This is a genomic window from Mycobacterium tuberculosis H37Rv, from assembly GCF_000195955.2.
Taxonomy (GTDB): Bacteria; Actinomycetota; Actinomycetes; order Mycobacteriales; family Mycobacteriaceae; genus Mycobacterium; species Mycobacterium tuberculosis.
In genome coordinates this window covers 3071544-3086779 of sequence record NC_000962.3, presented here as the reverse complement: position 1 = coordinate 3086779, position 15236 = coordinate 3071544, and the positions used below count along the sequence as shown (strand labels likewise).

Below are 15236 nucleotides of genomic sequence, written 5' to 3'. Positions count from 1 at the left end.
GTTCGATTAATCTGCAAGATTGCTGATGATAATTCTTTTTCGAGGCCATATGCGTGATAATTCAACGGAACACAAGACTCGCCGGGCTGCCTCGTCGAAGGATGTTCGACCCGCTGAACTTGATGAGGTGGACCGCAGAATCCTGAGCTTGCTGCATGGCGATGCCAGAATGCCCAACAACGCGTTAGCGGACACTGTCGGGATAGCGCCGTCGACGTGTCACGGCCGGGTTCGGCGGTTGGTGGACCTCGGCGTGATCCGGGGGTTCTACACCGACATCGACCCGGTCGCGGTGGGTTTGCCGTTGCAGGCGATGATCTCGGTCAACTTGCAGTCGTCCGCTCGCGGGAAAATCCGCAGCTTCATCCAGCAGATCCGCCGCAAACGGCAGGTGATGGATGTCTACTTTCTGGCCGGCGCCGACGATTTCATCTTGCACGTCGCCGCTCGCGACACCGAGGACCTGCGTTCGTTCGTGGTCGAAAACCTCAATGCCGACGCCGACGTCGCAGGTACCCAGACGTCCCTGATCTTCGAGCATCTGCGCGGGGCGGCGCCCATCTAGAGCGGCCCGCCCAGCGGGCTATGATCGCGGGATGCCAGACCCTGATGGGCCTTCTGTGACGGTCACCGTTGAGATCGACGCCAATCCCGACCTGGTATACGGGCTGATCACTGATCTGCCGACACTGGCCTCGCTGGCCGAGGAAGTGGTGGCGATGCAGTTGCGCAAAGGCGACGATGTTCGCAAGGGAGCGGTGTTTGTCGGTCGCAACGAAAACGGTGGACGGCGCTGGACCACGACGTGCACCGTTACCGACGCCGATCCCGGTCGGGTTTTCGCTTTCGATGTACGGTCCGGCATTATTCCGATTTCACGCTGGCAATATGGCATCGTCGCTACCGAACACGGCTGTCGGGTTACGGAGAGCACCTGGGACCGGCGGCCCAGCTGGTTCCGCGCAGTTGCCCGGATGGCCACCGGCGTCAAGGATCGGGCGAGCGTAAACACCGAGCACATTCGACGCACCCTGCAGCGTCTCAAGGACCGAGCTGAGGCCGGGTAGCGAAAGTGCTGGCGGGACACTGATGGCGAGTCGCGTGCCGTAGCAAGTGCGTTGCTGCGCAATGGCATTACTGATGCCACCAGTTGCGAGTAGGCCGACGAGGGCGAGGCGACGAATTCGACACGGTGAAGCCGACATCGTCGGCTGCCGAGGCGCGGTGAACGTCGAGGTGCATTCGGCGCCAGGCTGGCGAGCAGGTTCTTCACCCCTCGGGTACGCGCAACTATACTTGCCAACACGTGATGTCTACTGGGGCGACATGTCGGGCATTTATGTAAACGCCGTGGCTACGTTTTCTGAGGGGGCAGCAATGGTCAGCGTCGATGACCGGGCGACGGGTCCGCACTCGTCAGAGTCGCGCGCCGCCGACCACGAACGTCTCGTCCTCGAGCCGCGAGATGTCGAATTCGACTGGACAAACCTGCCATTTCACTATGTGCCCAACGAGCCGATGGCCACCCACGTTCTCAACGTTCTGCATATGCTGCTGCCGGCCGGCGAGGAGTTCTTCGTCAGGGTCTTCAAGAAGACGCTGCCGCTGATCAAGGACGATCAACTGAGGCTGGACGTGCAAGGATTCATCGGTCAGGAGGCGATGCATTCCCAGGCGCACTCCGGCGTGGTTGACCACTTCGATGCCCAGGGTGTCGACGTGACAGCGTTTACCAACCAGATCAGGTGGCTGTTCGAAAAGCTGCTGGGGGAGAGTCCTCGGCGGAGCCCGCGACGACAGTACAGCTGGTTGCTAGAGCAGGTTTCGTTCATCGCGGCAATTGAGCACTACACCGCCGTCATGGGCGAGTGGATCCTGAATTCCCCGCAGCTCGATGCCGTCGGTGCAGACCCCGTGATGCTGGACATGCTGCGGTGGCACGGTGCAGAAGAAGTCGAGCACAAAGCCGTGGCCTTCGACACCATGAAGCACTTGCGCGCCGGTTACTGGCGGCAGGTGCGTGCCCAGCTGACCGTTACCCCGGTGATGTTGCTGCTGTGGATTCGCGGAGTGCGGTTCATGTATTCGGTGGATCCGTACCTGCCACCGGGGACAAAGCCGCGCTGGCGGGACTATTTCAAGGCCGCACGCCGTGGTTTGGTGCCCGGGCTGCCGCGGCTGCTTCGGGTCGTGGGGCACTACTACAAGCCGGGTTTTCACCCGTCCCAGCTGGGCGGGCTGGGGGCGGCCGTGGACTACCTGGCCGTCTCGCCCGCCGCGCGAGCGTCGCACTGATCGGTGACGATCCGTAGGAATGGCGGAGCGCACCGTGCCAGAGACCAGCTGGGCCAGTAGGCCCGCCGACCTTTACGGTCGCCGCAGCCGGGACCGCTTCTTCACAGCGCTGTGGGGTGTACGAGCGTTATTGGGAGGATTGGGCGCGGCCTCGCGGTGGGAACCGTCGCGGGTGCAGCCGGTGCGGCGCACGAATCCCGCGGTGGTTACCAAGCGCGAGCTGGTCGCTCCCGACGTGGTGGCGTTGACGTTGGCTGACCCCGGTGGCGGATTGCTCCCGGCCTGGTCGCCCGGTGGGCACATCGACGTGCAGCTGCCCTCGGGGCGGCGCCGACAGTACTCGTTGTGCGGTGTGCCCGGACGGCGTACGGACTACCGGATCGCCATTCGCAGAATCGCGGACGGCGGCGGCGGTTCGATCGAGATGCACGAGGCCTTCGACGTAGGTGACACGTGCGAGTTCGAAGGTCCCCGCAACGCCTTCCATCTCGGTCTGGCCGAGCGTGACGTGCTTTTCGTGATCGGCGGTATCGGGGTGACGCCCATCCTGCCGATGATCCGGGCCGCCGAACAGCGCGGAATCGACTGGCGCGCAATCTATGCCGGTCGCGGTCGGGAGTACATGCCGTTCCTGGACGAGGTAGTGGCGGTGGCACCCGGCCGGGTCACGGTGTGGGCCGACGACGAGCACGGTCGTTTTGCGTCTGTCGATGAACTGTTGGCCGGCGCAGGGCCGACGACGGCCGTTTACGTGTGCGGGCCGCCCGGGATGTTAGAAGCGGTGCGCGTGGCCCGCAATCAACACGCCGACGCGCCGCTGCATTACGAGCGATTCAGCCCGCCGCCGGTTGTCGACGGAGTTCCGTTCGAGCTGGAGCTCGCACGGTCGAGGCGAGTGCTCCGAGTTCCGGCGAACCGGTCGGCGCTGGACGTCATGCTCGACTGGGACCCGACGACGGCATACTCCTGCCAGCAGGGCTTCTGCGGGACCTGCAAGGTGAGAGTCCTTGCCGGGCAGGTCGACCGCCGCGGCCGCATCATCGAAGGCGATAACGAGATGCTGGTCTGTGTGTCGCGGGCCGTGAGCGGTCGGGTGGTTATCGACGCCTGATGCTTACCCGGGCGGGGCGGATCGATAAAGCCGGTAGCCCACATGGGGCACGTTCACACCTGACAGTGGTTTCCACGTGAAAGTGCGGCCGTCAATGTGAAAGTCCTTCTTCTCGTAGAAGCCGCGTGCCTTGCTGTTCTTCTCGGCGCACCACAAAATCATGTCGGCTGACGGATGTGAGTGCAGGGCCCTGTTGAGGAGGCGCCCGCCAATGCCGTGACGTTGACTGTTCTCGGCTACATACAAAGCGTCGATTTGAATGCGATCAGGATGAGCAATGTCGGGCCCGAACATCGTCATACCTATTGGCTGACCGCCAGACTCGGCGATCCACATACTCCAGCCGCCGCGTTTCAGGCTTTGCGGGTAAGACTCCTCGACCCACAGCTTCGGCGAACCGATCATGTCGAGTAGGTACGGGTCGAGGATTCCGGTCCAGGATTGTCGCCAAACCGGATAGTGCATCGCCGCCACCTTCGGGAAATCGATCGGTTTGGCTGCACGAATCCTGATATTGCTGGGTTTCACATGAGCACCTTCGCTGCTGACGCCTCGGATCATTAAAGCCTAGATAGGTCGTGGGCGCAGTCGCGGCGGTCAGCGCGTAGTTGTTTGGTGTGGGCACCGCGGTCGAGGTGGGGTGGCGGGATCCCTGCGGTTTGGCCGTTGGGGAGCTTCGTTGTGCACCAGCCGTTTCCGACCAACCTGTGGTGGGATGTGCCGGTTGCCCACTGGTCGATATGGTGGACTTCGCACCGGTCACCGGGTGCGTGGCAGTTGGGTCGACCATGGGTGCGGTGCCCGCGTTGCTGCGGGTCCGTTTCCCGTGGCCGCCCTTCGAACCGGACGTGCGACTTTCACCGTATCTGGCTCTTCACGGAATCTGCCGATGGGGTGGTTCAGACAGCTGCGACAGAACTACCGTGCAGGTCTTTCACCTCCACTCGATCAACAAGCGCCTCACGGCGCACGCCGGGTTTGGTGCAGCCGCGGTCGTTGGCCTCGAGGACGGCCCGGTCTAGGGTGAAGGCCATGCGGGTAGGCGTCCTTGGAGCCAAAGGCAAGGTCGGAGCGACGATGGTGCGGGCGGTGGCGGCCGCCGACGACCTGACCCTATCCGCCGAGCTGGATGCCGGCGATCCGCTGAGCCTGCTAACGGACGGTAACACCGAGGTCGTCATCGACTTCACCCACCCGGACGTGGTGATGGGCAATCTGGAGTTCCTCATCGACAACGGAATTCACGCCGTGGTCGGTACCACGGGGTTCACCGCCGAGCGGTTTCAACAAGTCGAATCGTGGCTCGTCGCAAAACCCAACACATCGGTGTTGATAGCGCCAAACTTCGCGATCGGAGCGGTGCTGTCCATGCATTTCGCCAAGCAGGCCGCACGGTTTTTCGACTCGGCCGAGGTCATTGAGCTGCATCATCCGCACAAGGCTGACGCGCCGTCAGGCACGGCCGCGCGTACCGCGAAGCTGATCGCCGAGGCCCGAAAAGGCTTGCCGCCCAATCCCGATGCCACCAGTACCAGCCTGCCGGGCGCGCGTGGTGCCGACGTCGACGGCATACCGGTGCACGCGGTGCGGCTGGCCGGACTGGTCGCCCACCAGGAGGTGCTGTTCGGGACCGAGGGGGAGACTCTGACCATCCGCCACGATAGCCTCGATCGCACATCGTTTGTGCCCGGTGTGCTGTTGGCGGTGCGCCGCATCGCCGAACGCCCTGGTCTCACCGTAGGTCTTGAGCCCCTACTCGATCTGCACTGACCGACACTGTGATGACCAGGCGCACCCTGTATGTCCAGTTGATAATCGCGTTCATGTGCGTGGCGATGGTGGCGTACCTGGTTATGCTCGGGCGTGTCGCCGTCGCAATGATCGGTTCGGGCCGCGCCGCGGCTGCCGGGCTGGGGCTGGCGCTGCTGATCCTGCCGGTCATTGGGCTGTGGGCCATGATTGCCACGCTGCGGGCCGGATTCGCGTATCAGCGGCTGGCCCGTCTGATCGCCGAAGACGGACTGGACATCGACGCCAGCGCGCTGCCCCGCCGGGCTTCTGGCCGCATTCAGCGAGACGCGGCCGATGCGTTGTTCGCTGCCGTGCGCACCGAGCTCGAAGACGACGCCGACGACTGGCGCCGCTGGTACCGACTGGCGCGCGCCTACGACTACGCGGGGGATCGGCGCCGCGCGCGGGAAGCGATGAAGACGGCCCTACAGCTAGAGGGGCGCGCTAGGCCGGGGGCCAGATGACCACGTTGCCGGCCTTGGGCTACCTGTCCGGAGCGCTTCTGCACGCTTTGGTCGATTACCCCACTTTTAGTGACAGGGTCCTGCGGTGCGGCGCTTGCTGATCGTGCACCACACGCCGTCTCCGCACATGCAGGAGATGTTTGAGGCGGTGGTGTCCGGCGCGACCGATCCCGAGATTGAGGGCGTCGAGGTGGTGAGACGACCCGCCCTGACGGTTTCGCCGATCGAGATGCTGGAGGCTGACGGCTATCTGCTGGGTACCCCAGCCAATCTGGGGTACATCAGTGGTGCTCTCAAGCATGCCTTCGATGTCTGCTATTACCTCTGCCTGGACACCACCCGTGGGCGTTCGTTCGGCGCGTACATTCACGGCAACGAGGGCACCGAGGGAGCCGAGCGAGCCGTCGACGCCATCACAACCGGCCTGGGTTGGGTGCAAGCCGCTGAGACTGTAGTGGTGATGGGCAAGCCGAGCAAGGCCGATATCGAGGCGTGCTGGAACCTCGGAGCAACCGTCGCTGCGCAGTTAATGGGATGATTTGGGCGCCATCGACGCCGTGGCGAGCGTGGTGCCTACGCTGGCGCTGACCTTGATGGAATAATGGCTGCCTCAGACGGAGCACCGGCCACCACTGCACTCGACCAGAAACGGAACGCCTCAGTGGATTTTGGAGCTCTACCTCCGGAGGTCAATTCTGCGCGCATGTATGGCGGCGCGGGCGCGGCAGACCTGCTGGCGGCTGCGGCTGCGTGGAACGGCATAGCTGTCGAGGTGAGCACAGCTGCGTCCTCCGTCGGGTCGGTCATCACGCGGCTGAGCACCGAGCACTGGATGGGTCCCGCATCGTTGTCGATGGCCGCCGCGGTGCAGCCCTATTTGGTCTGGTTGACCTGCACCGCTGAATCCTCGGCGCTCGCGGCGGCACAGGCCATGGCGTCTGCGGCCGCCTTTGAAACGGCGTTTGCGCTGACAGTGCCCCCGGCCGAGGTGGTTGCCAACAGAGCCCTGTTGGCTGAACTGACAGCGACCAACATCCTTGGGCAAAACGTGTCGGCCATCGCGGCTACCGAGGCACGCTATGGCGAAATGTGGGCCCAAGACGCTTCGGCCATGTACGGCTATGCGGCCGCATCCGCGGTCGCCGCAAGACTGAACCCGCTGACCAGGCCGTCGCACATCACCAATCCGGCCGGGCTCGCACACCAAGCCGCCGCTGTTGGCCAAGCCGGCGCATCCGCTTTCGCGCGCCAGGTGGGTCTGAGCCACCTGATCAGCGACGTCGCCGACGCTGTCCTGAGCTTCGCCTCCCCGGTGATGTCCGCGGCCGATACCGGGTTGGAGGCGGTCAGGCAGTTCCTCAATCTCGATGTTCCGCTGTTCGTAGAATCCGCGTTTCACGGCCTGGGTGGCGTGGCAGACTTTGCCACGGCCGCCATTGGCAATATGACGCTTCTTGCCGATGCTATGGGAACCGTTGGCGGAGCCGCTCCAGGTGGCGGCGCGGCAGCCGCGGTGGCACACGCGGTTGCCCCAGCGGGCGTCGGCGGAACAGCGCTGACCGCCGATTTGGGCAATGCGTCCGTGGTTGGTCGCCTGTCGGTGCCGGCAAGCTGGTCTACTGCAGCGCCGGCGACGGCAGCCGGCGCGGCCTTGGATGGCACAGGCTGGGCAGTTCCCGAGGAGGACGGCCCGATCGCAGTGATGCCGCCTGCCCCTGGAATGGTCGTAGCCGCCAACAGTGTTGGTGCCGACTCCGGACCACGGTACGGAGTCAAGCCGATTGTTATGCCCAAGCACGGCCTCTTCTGATCTGGAGACACCGAGACAAGCGCACGCGGCCGACCAGCGCGCCGCCGCGGCCACATTGCGCTAACCCTCCCGCGGCGCGTGTTTCATTTCGCTGCTGCGGCGAGCGGTCAGGTGCCACGCTCAAAAGGATCGTGTTAAGACTGCCGGTGCCGGCGTAAATAAGCCGTAAATGAATTCTGCGCTTGCGCCTTTTGATCGGGCTTGCGGAGGTGTGGATCGTTAGCCTTATCTAAACACAGGACCTGATCAGCTATTCGGCAGGGACTGATCAGATAATTCACAGGTTTCTAGCCCTGCTGGCTTAGTCATATGAGGAGCAATCGATGTCATTCCTGACGACACAGCCTGAAGAGTTGGCGGCTGCGGCCGGCAAGCTCGAGACCATCGGCTCGGCGATGGTCGCCCAGAACGCGGCCGCGGCCGCCCCGACCACCACGGGCGTGATTCCCGCCGCCGCTGATGAGATATCAGTGCTACAGGCGCCGTTGTTCACCGCGTACGGCACTCTCTACCAGCAGGTCAGTGCTGAAGCAGCTGCGGTATACGACCTGTTTGTGAAGACCCTGGGGGTCAGCGCTGGCACCTATGCGGCCACCGAGGCCGCCAACTCATCCGCGGCCGCTTCGCCGTTGTCGGGTATCGCGAGCATCTTGGGTTCCACGCCCGGGAAGGTGCCCTCCTGGATTTCAGATATTGCCAATATCTTCAACATTGGGGCTGGGAACTGGGCCTCCGCCGCGTCGGACTTGCTAGGGCTGGCCAGCGGTGGTCTTCTTCCGGCTGCCGAGGAAGCCGCCCTCGAGGAGGGCTTGGAGGGCGCGGGCCTATCGGAGCTGGGGGCGGCGGAGGCGGCCGTCGGCGAGGCGCCGATCGCGGCCGGTCTGGGTGCGGCTCCGCTAGCCGCCGGCCTTAGTCGGGCGTCGTCAATCGGCGCATTGTCGGTGCCGCCCAGCTGGGCGGGACAGGCCAACCTGGTATCGAGCACCAGCACACTGCAGGGCGCTGGCTGGACCACCGCGGCACCGCATGGTGCCGCGGGGACGGTCATTCCCGGGATGCCGGGGTTGGCCTCGGCGACGCGCAGCAGCGCGGGCTTCGGTGCGCCACGCTACGGCGCCAAACCCATCGTCGTGCCCAAGCCGGCGGTATAGGGGGCGGCCTCGACGCGGTTGCCCGCACTTGAGAAGTAGCGAATTTCGATCAATAGAGATCAATAGAGGGATAGGGAAAATGGATTTTGGAGCTTTACCCCCGGAAATCAACTCCACACGAATGTACGCCGGTGCCGGCGCAGCACCCCTGATGGCCGCCGGGGCGACGTGGAACGGCCTGGCCGTCGAGTTGAGCACTACAGCATCGTCCGTCGAGTCGGTGATCATGCAGTTGACTACCGAACAGTGGCTGGGTCCGGCGTCGATGTCGATGGTCGTTGCTGCCCAGCCTTATTTGGCCTGGTTGACCTACACCGCTGAATCGGCGGCCCATGCGGCTGCACAGGCCATGGCGTCGGCGGCCGCCTTTGAGGCGGCGTTCGCCATGACGGTTCCGCCGGCGGAGGTCGCTGCCAACAGGGCTCTGCTCGCGGCACTGGTGGCGACCAACGTCCTGGGTCAAAACACACCGGCGATCATGGCGACCGAGGCTCACTACGGCGAAATGTGGGCTCAAGACGCACTGGCGATGTACGGTTACGCGGCCTCCTCGGCGGCGGCGGGGAGGTTGAACCCGTTGATCACGCCCTCCCAGACCGCCAACATGGCCGGGCTGGCCGGTCAGGCCGCCGCGGTCAGCCATGCCGCTGCCGCCAGCACGGTCCAACAGGTGGGGCTGGGATCGCTGATCAGCAACCTGCCGAACGCGGTAATGGGGTTCGCTTCGCCCCTGACATCGGCGGCCGACGCGGCGGGATTAGGCGGAATCATTCAGGACATTGAGGAGCTGCTCGGTATCACGTTTGTTCAGAACGCGATCAACGGCGCGGTCAACACCACCGCCTGGTTCGTCATGGCCACCATCCCCAACGCGGTATTCCTCGGACACGCCTTTGCTGCCCTAAACCCGGCAACCGTGACCGCAGCCGCCGATGCCGTTCCAGCTGCCGCGGCAGCAGCTGGTTTGGCGCACACGGTGACGCCAGTGGGCGTTGGTGGGGCCTCGCTGACGGCGAGTCTGGGCGAGGCGTCCTCGGTCGGTGGCCTGTCGGTCCCGGCCGGTTGGTCGACCGCTGCTCCGGCCATGACGTCTGGTACCACGGCACTGGAGGGCTCGGGCTGGGCGGTCCCCGAGGAAGCCGGGCCAGTCGCCGCAATGCCGGGTATGGCGGGGATTTCTGGGGCGGCCAAAGGAGCCGGTGCCTATGCCGGGCCTCGGTACGGGTTCAAGCCCATCGTCATGCCCAAACAGGTCGTCGTCTGATTGGCCTGTGGCCCATCGACCGGGCCGGCCGGCTATGTCCCGCACAGCGACCCGCCAGGCGTGGCCGGTGCGGCAACCGACGGTGGGGCCGCAACCGACGCCGCCCGGACCGTCAATCAAGCCGCCGGAGCCATGGCGTCGCAGCCGCCCCCGCCGGGCTCGCTAGCGGCGAAATGGTTGGTTACGAGGGTGCCCGTGGCCGGGCTGGCCGAGAAATGTCAGAATCCGCCACAGCTGGGGCACGTTCAAGCCGGATACCGTTCGGAATCATTCGGAATCATGAGGCTGTAAGGCCTCGCCGTTCGCGACACTTAAACCACGCACGCGACACGCCGCAGATGGTCGCAGTGGCTCAAGTCTGGCGTGAGGTTGTGCAGGCTACGGCAATCGCGATAGCACCACCACTACCGGTGGTTTCGTGGGGTTTGATTTCGCTAGCATTCTTGTCGCATACGGTGCGGGGGCGCTACCGACGCTCCCCGCCGGCGGAGTCCGGCCACCACAGCAACCGAAGGCAAGCCAAATGACCTCACTGGATCTGACCGGCCGCACCGCCATAATTACTGGCGCATCGCGAGGCATCGGGCTTGCCATCGCCCAACAGCTGGCAGCTGCCGGCGCCCATGTGGTGCTCACCGCACGCAGGCAGGAAGCTGCCGACGAGGCTGCTGCACAGGTCGGCGACCGCGCCCTGGGCGTTGGTGCACACGCGGTCGACGAGGATGCCGCCCGGCGTTGTGTGGACCTCACCCTCGAGCGCTTCGGCAGCGTTGACATCCTGATCAACAACGCCGGAACCAACCCGGCTTACGGTCCGCTGCTCGAGCAGGACCACGCCCGCTTCGCCAAGATCTTCGACGTCAACCTGTGGGCACCGCTGATGTGGACCTCGCTCGTCGTGACGGCGTGGATGGGCGAGCACGGCGGCGCGGTGGTCAACACCGCCTCCATCGGCGGGATGCACCAGTCCCCGGCCATGGGCATGTACAACGCGACCAAAGCCGCGCTGATCCACGTCACCAAGCAGCTGGCGCTGGAGCTTTCACCGCGCATCCGGGTGAATGCGATCTGTCCCGGGGTGGTTCGCACCAGGCTTGCCGAGGCGCTGTGGAAGGACCACGAGGATCCGTTGGCGGCGACCATTGCGCTCGGACGAATCGGGGAGCCGGCCGACATAGCGAGCGCGGTCGCGTTCCTGGTTTCGGATGCCGCAAGCTGGATCACCGGCGAAACCATGATCATCGACGGCGGTCTACTGCTCGGCAACGCGCTGGGATTCCGGGCCGCACCCAGCACTGAGCATTGACCGCGCCGGTGTAGGGGCGCCTTTGCCCCGTGGAAAGTGCGTCCACGCACTGCCGCGGACGCAACTCGACGCGTAGCTCGCGGGGCGCACCGCGGACCGGCGTCGGCTGAATCATCATCGGGATCGACGTCGCGGCGCCTGAGGTGCTGCCAAGCAGACGCAGAATCGCACAAACCGGGCGCGATTAATGCGATTCTGCGTCTGCTTGGCGGGGCTAGTTGAGCGCTGCGCCGAAGGTCTCTGTCATTGCTGCCCAATGGCGTTCGTCGGCTGCGGCGTCATAAGACGGATTGTCCGGGACCGCGAACCCGTGGGCGGCCGGGTAGCACTCGATGCGGTGCGGCACGCCGGCCGCGCTGAACGCTTTGTCGAGTTTCTCGGCGTGGTCGGCGGTGAACGACGGGTCGTTCTCCGCGCCGCCGATGTAGACGGTGGCGCTGATCCGGTCGGCCAGCAAGTGCGGGCTGTCCGGGCTGTTGGCCACCAAACCGCCGGGGTGGAAAGCTGCCGCGGCGGCGACACGATCCGGCAGGCGGCCGGCCACCACCACCGACATTCGCCCGCCCATGCAGTAGCCGCAGACACCGAAGCGGTCCCCGATCACCTCCGGGCGGCTGGCCAGGTAGTTGAGAAGCGCATCGGCATCACGGGTTACCCGGTCGGGCGTTAGGGTGCCAATCATAAACATGATCCGTGCGCGTTCTTGCGGATCGCCGAACGCGGTCTTCATATCGAATGGAGCCCAGTCGCCTTCGCGGTAGTACACGTCGGGAAGCAGAACCACGTAACCGAATCCGGCTAGCTTGGCGGCCATCCGGTCGAAGGTGTCCCGAACGCCGCCGGCGTCAGGAAACATCACCACACCGGGCCAGCGGCCCGGACCATCGGGAGTGAACAGACGCACGGCGCAGGTGCCGTCAGGAGTAGCGGCGGTGTCGGTGGTTTTCGGCATGGCCTCCGTTGTACTCCTGTGGCGCGGATCTGGGTGTATTCCCGTCGACTCGCTGTGCCCGGCTTCGCCGCGCTTGCGATCGCCCGCTGGGTTTGTTTGGCGGCGAGTCGCTGCGGCGGCTTCGCCGCGCTTGCGATCGCCGCTAGGCTGACCGCGTGTCAATCGTGACGCCATACGAGGACCTGCTGCGCTTCGTGCTCGAAACGGGTACGCCCAAATCCGACCGCACCGGCACCGGAACCCGCAGCCTGTTCGGCCAGCAGATGCGCTATGATTTGTCGGCCGGTTTCCCGCTGCTCACTACCAAGAAAGTCCATTTCAAATCGGTAGCCTACGAGCTGCTGTGGTTTTTGCGCGGCGATTCCAATATCGGTTGGCTGCACGAGCACGGAGTCACCATCTGGGACGAATGGGCAAGTGATACAGGCGAACTCGGGCCGATCTACGGTGTACAATGGCGATCGTGGCCGGCTCCATCCGGTGAGCACATCGACCAGATCAGCGCGGCGCTGGATTTGCTGCGCACCGATCCCGATTCCCGGCGCATCATCGTGTCGGCCTGGAACGTCGGCGAAATCGAGCGGATGGCGCTGCCGCCCTGTCATGCGTTCTTCCAGTTCTACGTCGCCGATGGCCGGCTGAGCTGTCAGCTCTACCAACGCAGCGCCGACCTGTTTCTGGGTGTGCCGTTCAACATCGCCAGCTATGCGTTGCTCACCCACATGATGGCCGCCCAGGCCGGCTTGTCGGTCGGCGAGTTCATCTGGACCGGTGGCGACTGCCACATCTACGACAATCACGTCGAGCAAGTACGGCTGCAGCTCAGCCGCGAGCCGCGGCCATATCCGAAACTACTTCTAGCCGACCGGGATTCAATCTTCGAGTACACCTATGAAGACATCGTTGTGAAGAACTACGATCCGCATCCGGCGATCAAAGCTCCAGTCGCGGTATGAGGCGCGCCGACGACAATGAAGTCGGCTCGGACAGCCTTCAAGCCGGAATCAAGGAGTGACGCGTGTGACGATGGTGGGGCTGATCTGGGCTCAAGCGACATCGGGTGTCATCGGCCGCGGCGGCGACATCCCCTGGCGCTTGCCCGAGGACCAGGCGCATTTCCGGGAGATCACCATGGGGCACACGATCGTGATGGGCCGGCGCACATGGGATTCGCTGCCGGCTAAAGTCCGGCCGCTGCCCGGCCGGCGAAATGTCGTACTGAGCCGCCAAGCTGACTTTATGGCCAGCGGGGCTGAGGTTGTCGGTTCACTCGAGGAGGCGCTGACCAGCCCGGAGACGTGGGTGATCGGAGGCGGACAAGTCTATGCGCTGGCGCTGCCGTACGCGACCAGATGTGAGGTTACCGAGGTCGACATCGGCCTGCCGCGCGAAGCCGGTGACGCGCTGGCCCCCGTGCTGGACGAGACATGGCGGGGCGAGACGGGGGAGTGGCGCTTCAGCCGGTCCGGGTTGCGGTACCGGTTGTACAGCTACCACCGCTCATGAGCGCCGCTTCTCCTCATCGCTTCGTCCCCCGCAAGCGGGTGGTACCCCCACTGCATCGTCGCGGCGCGCGCTCATGAGCGCCGCGACTGCTGCGTGGGACCGCCGGGCGGCCGTCGTCGTAGGAGGCGTCGCCGAACCCGGGTCGGCCGGCCCGATCGCCGGTGCCGACCGCAAGCGGCTGATCTCGCGAATCCAAGTGCGGCAGCTGGATTCGGCGGCAGTGGCGGCCAAACGCCGGCACTTGTATTACGTGCGGCCCCTTGACGGACACCCGGTTGCGCGGGTGGACCGCAAAACCGACCGCGCCGCGGACAGCTTGCCCGTGGCGGGCGTGCTTGGCGAACTCGACATACCGCCGGTCACGGTTGCCGAGGGGTTGGCCGGCGAGCTGGCGTCGATGGCGTCGTGGCTGGGATTGGGGGGGATCGCCGTGTCCACCCGGGGTGATCTGGCTGGGGAACTGTGCGCGGCCACCAAGCGGACTAACGGATGAGCCGCGTCGAGAAAGTCGAAAAGGTAAGGCTAGGGGACCATCTCGACTTCTCGAATGGCCATACGTCTGGCCATACGTCGCCAGCGAGCGAGCCCGGCGGCCGCTATCCCGTCTATGGTGCAAACGGGGTTATCGGATATTCCGCCCAACACAACGCGCGTGGCCCGCTGATCGTCGTCGGCCGCGTCGGCTCGTACTGCGGTAGCCTGCGCTATTGCGATTCCGACGTGTGGGTGACCGACAACGCGCTGGCGTGTCGGGCCAAGAAGCCCGAGGAAACCCGATATTGGTATTACGCGCTACTGGGTTTCGGGCTCAACCGATATCGGGCCGGATCGGGACAGCCCCTGCTGAGTCAGGGTGTTCTGCGGAACGTTTCGGTATCGGCCGTCGCCGCGCCCGACCGCCCTCGAATCGGCGAGATCCTAGGCGCCTTCGACGACAAGATCGCCGCCAACGACCGTGTCATCGAAGCCGCCGAGGCGTTGATGCTTGCGATCGTCGGGCGGCTCTCTGCATACGTGCCGTTGTCGAGCCTGGCGAGCAGGTCAACCGCATGTCTTGATGCGCAGCACTTCGATAGCACCGTCGCCCATTACAGTTTCGCGGCATTCGACGGCGGCGCCCAGCCCAGTCGCGTCGGTGGGCGAACGATCAGGAGCGCAAAGCTCGTCGTGTCGCAGCCGTGTGTGTTGTTCCCGAAACTGAATCCAAGAATCCCGCGAATCTGGAACATCACCAGCCTCCCGTCGGAAATGGCGCTGGCGAGTACGGAGTTCGTCGTGCTGCGGCCAGTCGGCGTCGACACTTCGGCCCTGTGGGCGGCGCTGCGACAACCCGATGTCCTGGCAGAACTGCGGCAGTTAGTCGGGGGCATGACGGGAAGCCGGCAACGAATCCAACCGACCCAGCTGTTGCGGGTTTGGGTGCGCGATGTGCGCCGGTTGACTCCCGGACACGCGGCCGCAATCGCGAACCTGGGTGCGCTGTGCAACGAGCGGCGGATTGAATCCGCACGCCTGGCATCCTGCCGCGATGCGCTGCTTCCGCTGTTGATGTCCGGGATAGATGGTCTACCCGCTGGCCGGTAGCC

Annotated in this window: 19 protein-coding genes and 1 other annotated feature; of the genes, 17 read left to right on the top strand and 2 right to left on the bottom strand. The window is 64.8% G+C overall.

Translation table 11 applies throughout. The features are described from left to right. The first annotated feature begins 25 nt into the window (after window positions 1–25). From Rv2779c to Rv2776c, 4 genes are all read left to right on the top strand, one after another. Window positions 26–565: an Lrp/AsnC family transcriptional regulator gene (locus Rv2779c; protein NP_217295.2), complete on the top strand. Its 540-nt coding sequence runs from the start codon at window positions 26–28 to the stop codon at window positions 563–565. A gap of 31 nt (window positions 566–596) precedes the next feature. Continuing rightward, window positions 597–1067 (top strand): hypothetical protein, encoded by a 471-nt coding sequence (locus tag Rv2778c; RefSeq protein NP_217294.1) that lies wholly within the window; start codon window positions 597–599, stop codon window positions 1065–1067. 157 nt (window positions 1068–1224) lie between these two features. Then, window positions 1225–2295, top strand: a complete 1071-nt coding sequence (locus tag Rv2777c) for a hypothetical protein (protein NP_217293.1) — start codon at window positions 1225–1227, stop codon at window positions 2293–2295. 181 nt (window positions 2296–2476) lie between these two features. Beyond that, window positions 2477–3406, top strand: a complete 930-nt coding sequence (locus Rv2776c; protein ID NP_217292.1) for an oxidoreductase — start codon at window positions 2477–2479, stop codon at window positions 3404–3406. A 3-nt stretch (window positions 3407–3409) separates the two neighbouring features. Here the strand turns inward: Rv2776c and Rv2775 are convergent, their stop codons facing one another. Next, window positions 3410–3871, bottom strand: coding sequence for a GCN5-like N-acetyltransferase (locus Rv2775; RefSeq protein NP_217291.3), 462 nt, complete (start codon window positions 3869–3871; stop codon window positions 3410–3412). A 152-nt stretch (window positions 3872–4023) separates the two neighbouring features. Here Rv2775 and Rv2774c point away from each other — a divergent pair, with 152 nt between their 5' ends. The 9 genes from Rv2774c (at window position 4024) to Rv2766c (ending at window position 11192) form a co-directional block, all read left to right on the top strand. After that, entirely contained in the window at window positions 4024–4428 is a 405-nt protein-coding gene (locus tag Rv2774c) for a hypothetical protein (RefSeq protein ID NP_217290.1), read from the top strand. A gap of 10 nt (window positions 4429–4438) precedes the next feature. Continuing rightward, entirely contained in the window at window positions 4439–5176 is a 738-nt protein-coding gene (dapB, locus tag Rv2773c; RefSeq protein NP_217289.1) for a 4-hydroxy-tetrahydrodipicolinate reductase, read from the top strand. An 11-nt stretch (window positions 5177–5187) separates the two neighbouring features. Further along, entirely contained in the window at window positions 5188–5661 is a 474-nt protein-coding gene (locus Rv2772c) for a transmembrane protein (RefSeq protein NP_217288.1), read from the top strand. 85 nt (window positions 5662–5746) lie between these two features. Continuing rightward, window positions 5747–6199 (top strand): hypothetical protein, encoded by a 453-nt coding sequence (locus Rv2771c; protein ID NP_217287.1) that lies wholly within the window; start codon window positions 5747–5749, stop codon window positions 6197–6199. 123 nt (window positions 6200–6322) lie between these two features. Then, complete coding sequence (gene PPE44 / locus Rv2770c; RefSeq protein ID YP_177677.1) at window positions 6323–7471, top strand: PPE family protein PPE44; 1149 nt, start codon at window positions 6323–6325, stop codon at window positions 7469–7471. 323 nt (window positions 7472–7794) lie between these two features. Next, the gene (gene PE27 / locus Rv2769c; RefSeq protein ID YP_177907.1) at window positions 7795–8622 is read left to right on the top strand and encodes a PE family protein PE27; all 828 of its coding nucleotides are present in this window, start codon (window positions 7795–7797) and stop codon (window positions 8620–8622) included. A gap of 79 nt (window positions 8623–8701) precedes the next feature. Beyond that, a complete protein-coding gene (gene PPE43, locus Rv2768c) occupies window positions 8702–9886 on the top strand; it encodes a PPE family protein PPE43 (RefSeq protein ID YP_177906.1) in 1185 nt (394 codons plus the stop codon). A 173-nt stretch (window positions 9887–10059) separates the two neighbouring features. Further along, window positions 10060–10413, top strand: a complete 354-nt coding sequence (locus Rv2767c) for a membrane protein (RefSeq protein NP_217283.1) — start codon at window positions 10060–10062, stop codon at window positions 10411–10413. Continuing rightward, entirely contained in the window at window positions 10410–11192 is a 783-nt protein-coding gene (locus Rv2766c; protein ID YP_177905.1) for a short-chain type dehydrogenase/reductase, read from the top strand. Before Rv2767c ends, Rv2766c begins: the two co-directional genes overlap by 4 nt. Before the next feature lie 214 nt (window positions 11193–11406). Here the strand turns inward: Rv2766c and Rv2765 are convergent, their stop codons facing one another. Further along, a complete protein-coding gene (locus Rv2765) occupies window positions 11407–12144 on the bottom strand; it encodes a hydrolase (RefSeq protein NP_217281.1) in 738 nt (245 codons plus the stop codon). Window positions 12145–12308: 164 nt separating this feature from the next. Between Rv2765 and thyA the strand changes: the two genes are divergently transcribed. The 4 genes from thyA to hsdS all read left to right on the top strand — a co-directional run bounded on the left by thyA (window position 12309) and on the right by hsdS (window position 15234). Then, entirely contained in the window at window positions 12309–13100 is a 792-nt protein-coding gene (thyA, locus tag Rv2764c) for a thymidylate synthase ThyA (protein NP_217280.1), read from the top strand. A gap of 70 nt (window positions 13101–13170) precedes the next feature. Continuing rightward, window positions 13171–13650 (top strand): dihydrofolate reductase, encoded by a 480-nt coding sequence (dfrA, locus tag Rv2763c; RefSeq protein ID NP_217279.1) that lies wholly within the window; start codon window positions 13171–13173, stop codon window positions 13648–13650. A 17-nt stretch (window positions 13651–13667) separates the two neighbouring features. Next, window positions 13668–13725, bottom strand: a repeat region (51 bp Mycobacterial Interspersed Repetitive Unit,Class III). Continuing rightward, window positions 13724–14143, top strand: a complete 420-nt coding sequence (locus Rv2762c; RefSeq protein ID NP_217278.1) for a hypothetical protein — start codon at window positions 13724–13726, stop codon at window positions 14141–14143. It overlaps the preceding feature by 2 nt. Next, window positions 14140–15234: a type I restriction/modification system specificity determinant HsdS gene (gene hsdS / locus Rv2761c; protein NP_217277.1), complete on the top strand. Its 1095-nt coding sequence runs from the start codon at window positions 14140–14142 to the stop codon at window positions 15232–15234. The genes Rv2762c and hsdS overlap by 4 nt, the downstream gene beginning before the upstream one ends. Window positions 15235–15236: the final 2 nt, after the last annotated feature.